Origin of the sequence: Caldisericum sp. (assembly GCA_022759145.1) — a bacterium.
Classification (GTDB): Bacteria; Caldisericota; Caldisericia; order Caldisericales; family Caldisericaceae; genus Caldisericum.
Genome location: JAEMPV010000145.1, coordinates 1 through 3,522 on the forward strand (window position 1 = coordinate 1; position 3,522 = coordinate 3,522).

Annotated in this window: 4 protein-coding genes; 3 read left to right on the forward strand and 1 reads right to left on the reverse strand. The window is 36.5% G+C overall.

Features of this window, described 5'->3' with window-relative positions:
* The 3 genes from JHC30_07870 to JHC30_07880 all read left to right on the forward strand — a co-directional run.
* A partial coding sequence (locus JHC30_07870) for a hypothetical protein (GenBank protein MCI4464057.1) occupies positions 1-520 on the forward strand: 520 nt, incomplete at its 5' end.
* A gap of 9 nt (positions 521-529) precedes the next feature.
* The gene (locus tag JHC30_07875) at positions 530-2,386 is read left to right on the forward strand and encodes a DUF2075 domain-containing protein (protein MCI4464058.1); all 1,857 of its coding nucleotides are present in this window, start codon (positions 530-532) and stop codon (positions 2,384-2,386) included.
* 9 nt (positions 2,387-2,395) lie between these two features.
* The gene (locus JHC30_07880) at positions 2,396-2,749 is read left to right on the forward strand and encodes a nucleotide pyrophosphohydrolase (protein MCI4464059.1); all 354 of its coding nucleotides are present in this window, start codon (positions 2,396-2,398) and stop codon (positions 2,747-2,749) included.
* 34 nt (positions 2,750-2,783) lie between these two features.
* Here JHC30_07880 and JHC30_07885 read toward each other — a convergent pair whose 3' ends face one another.
* Entirely contained in the window at positions 2,784-3,374 is a 591-nt protein-coding gene (locus JHC30_07885; GenBank protein ID MCI4464060.1) for an ATP-binding protein, read from the reverse strand.
* Between the last annotated feature and the right edge of the window lie 148 nt (positions 3,375-3,522).

A 3,522-nucleotide genomic window follows, 5' to 3' on the forward strand; every position in this document is an offset into this window, starting at 1 on the left:
AGAAGCAGTGGAAAGTGATTTTCAAAAGGAAAAATACTCTATTAAAAAAGAAATAGTGCAGAATCTTATGGTAATTTGGCATAACGGCATAATAAGACAGTTAACAAACCTACCTGTGGATTACAGGATAGAATTCTGGATTTACAAGTATTTACCAGAGATTAGAAAGGAGCAGAAAACATCTGTTGAAGAGGATTTAAAAATTGCTATAAGTGGACTTTCTAAAGAAGTCAGGGCTTTTACTCCAGGCACAATTTTCGTCGCCTCACTTGCGATGAGCTATGCTTTTACAAAGGGAATGGATTTGCTCTTAGGGACCAATTATTTGGAACACTATTCTGACATTCTAATCAAACAAAAAGGCGAGTCTCTTTACCAATTCTTAGCCCCTGAGGATTTAGGTTATTTACAGGATATAGAGATAATTAATTCTTGGGCTGAGGTACTTGGCATAAGGGACTGGTTTACTTGGGTCCCATTTAATGCTATTCCAAATAACTACGAGAATGAAACTTTATAGGAGGCAAGAATGCAGTTATTTCAAGGCAAAGGTGGAGATTTCATAGAACTCGCATTTGGTAATTACTTGCACGATATACTGGTAAAAATGTACCGAGAAGTCTTCGGTATGAATCCAACTGAGTCAGAGGCAAACGCTTGGAAGTACTCCCTTAAAGCAGTTGCAAATTCAATGCATTCTAGACGTTTAACCGATACCGGAGTTGTAGTAGAATACAGACTTCCTTATTCAGATCGAAGAATAGATGTAATAATTATGGGGGAGGATGGCAAAAAAGAAAATGCTGTTATTGTAGAACTTAAGCAGTGGGAAAAAGCATATAACATTGGAATTAAAGAAATGGTTCAATTATTCCCCACAGAAATTCACCTTCATCCCTCAGCTCAAGCAAGAGGTTACGCTGATTACTTAAGGGATAATGTGACTGCATTTTACGAGGAGCCAAATCAAATAAGCCTTTATTCATGTAGTTATCTTCATAATGCAAAAAGTAATTCATGTGGCGATCTTCTTGACGAATTTTACATAGATGTACTAAAAGAGAGTCCTCTCTTTACGGGCGATATGAAAGATGAGTTTGAAGATTATATTGAAAGTAAGGTCTACAAGGGAAATGGCGAAAAAATCCTTAGAAAGTTTATTTCAAGTAAAGTAAGACCTAGCCCAAAATTGCTTGAGCATGCTGCAGAGATGATACAAGGGAACCCAGTATTTACTCTTATTGATGAACAAAAAGAAGCTTTCAATATAGTCTATTCTAAAGTAAAACAAAGCAACATAAACGGTAAAAAAACTGTGGTAATCGTTACGGGAGGTCCTGGCACTGGAAAAAGTGTCATAGCTGTACAATTACTTGCATCGCTTGGGAAAGAAGGATACAATGTCGTTCATTGCACAGGATCAACTGCTTTTACCACAACTCTTAGGGCACAAGTTGGTAGAAGAGCGTCCTCTCTTTTTAAATACTTTAATAGCTTTTCTGGTTTAAAGGAAAATACTTTTGATGTATTGATTGCTGACGAAGCTCATAGAATTAGAGAATCAAGCAATAGCTACTATACTCCAAAAGATAGGAAATCTACAAAGCCTCAAATTGAAGAGCTAATAGATGTCGCAAAAGTAGGGGTTTTTCTACTTGATCGGAATCAGAATGTCAGACCAAATGAAATTGGAACTCCAGAGCTTATTGAAAGGTTTGCGAAAGAAAAAAATGCAGAAATTTTCAAAATTGACCTAAGTATTCAGTTCAGATGTTCTGGATCAAGTGCTTATATTGATTGGTTAGATTATGTGTTAAAAATTGGCGGACAACCCAACCTCTCATGGAGGTTGAATAATGAGTATGAGTTTAGGATAGTTGATAGTCCAGAGGAGCTTGAGGCAATGATAAAAGAAAAGGCAAGACAAGGGAACACTGCTCGCATAGTAGCGGGATTTTGTTGGAAATGGTCAGATCCTAAACCCGATGGAACACTTGTTCATGATGTGTCTATAGGAAGCTGGAGTAAACCCTGGAATAGAAAGAGAGAGGGCTCATACACACCCCAAAATGATCCGTACTATATCTGGGCAACGCAAAAAGAAGGATTAGAGCAAGTTGGATGTATTTACTCTGCTCAAGGTTTTGAGTTTGATTATTGCGGAGTTATCTTCGGAAATGATATAGTTTGGGATGAAAAAGCTAATAATTGGGTTGGAAAAAAAGAAAACAGTTTTGATTCAGTAGTAAAAAGAGAAAAAAACAATTTTGAAAGACTTATACTAAACGCTTACAAAGTTCTCCTTTCTCGTGGAATAAAAGGAACTTATGTTTATTTCCTTGATCATGCAACAAGAAAGCATTTTGAAGATATGCTCAAAGGGTAAAGGTAAGATATGAAAAAGAACAATGATAAATTGATAGATCAGCTTTTGAAATTCAGGAAAGAAAGAGATTGGGAGCAATTTCATACTCCGAAGAACCTTGCAATTGCTATTTCTGTCGAGGCAGCAGAACTCTTATCAATTTTCCAATGGATTAAAGATGATGAAATCGAGATGCGGGTGAAGGATAAGATTGATGAAATAAAAGGTGAAATCGCTGATATTTATATTTATCTTTCTTATCTTGCAAACGATCTTCAAATAGATTTGGAAGGAAACGCAAAGCAAAAACTGAAGGTCAATGCAAAAAGATATCCCGTAAGCAAGGCAAAAGGTAACGCCAAGAAGTACACAGAACTAAAATAACTGCTAGATCACCGGCTTAAATTATCTGATAAAATCAACTCTTATTTATCTCTATTCTGTTTGCTCGGAGAAACTCTTCAGGGTTATTGAAGGCTGTAAAAAATAGAGGAGTACCAGAGAAGGATAGCGGAGAAATAGGACCAATTGTCATGAAAGTATACTCACGATTGTACTCATTAAAAGAACTGTGAGGATCTCTGAAAGACTGGTAAAGTTTTAAAGCATTTGGGTCTCCCCCTACAAGTTCACGTAAAGCCTGGAACTCAGTACCTAATGCCAATCCAAAACCAAAAAACATTATTCTGAGTTGTTCGACTATTTCCTTGTGAAGGCTTGAAAGTGTCTGGCTTATGAACATCCAGCCAAGCCCGTACTTTCTGGTAGTTCTAACAGCATCTATCAGTTTTGCTCTTACGGATTCTTTTTTCTCATCATCAGGATTTTCTCTCGGAGCAAGTCTGTGTGCTTCATCAAGAATCACAAGAGTATTAAGTGATAAGTTTTCTTTATACCCTCTTTCTGCAAAGTTTATTAGCCCGTCAAATAACCTTTTAATGATTAAAGATTGTATCATCTCACTCCAAAGAATTCCTTCAGCTTGCTCTTTGGATAAGTCTATAATCACTACAGGTCTTTTTCCAACAGACAGTTCAAGTGTTTGGAGTATTAGTTTATCAACGCTTATTGATCATTCTCTGTCTTTGGAAAAGAACTTGGCAACTGGAATCCAATGATCTCTATAAAACTCGTCTCTATCTGATTCTTCATACATA

Excerpts from the sequence above, each read along its gene's own strand:
- JHC30_07875 (MCI4464058.1), top strand. The coding sequence starts at position 530 with ATGCAGTTATTTCAAGGCAAAGGTGGAGATTTCATAGAACTCGCATTT.
- JHC30_07880 (MCI4464059.1), top strand. The coding sequence starts at position 2,396 with ATGAAAAAGAACAATGATAAATTGATAGATCAGCTTTTGAAATTCAGG.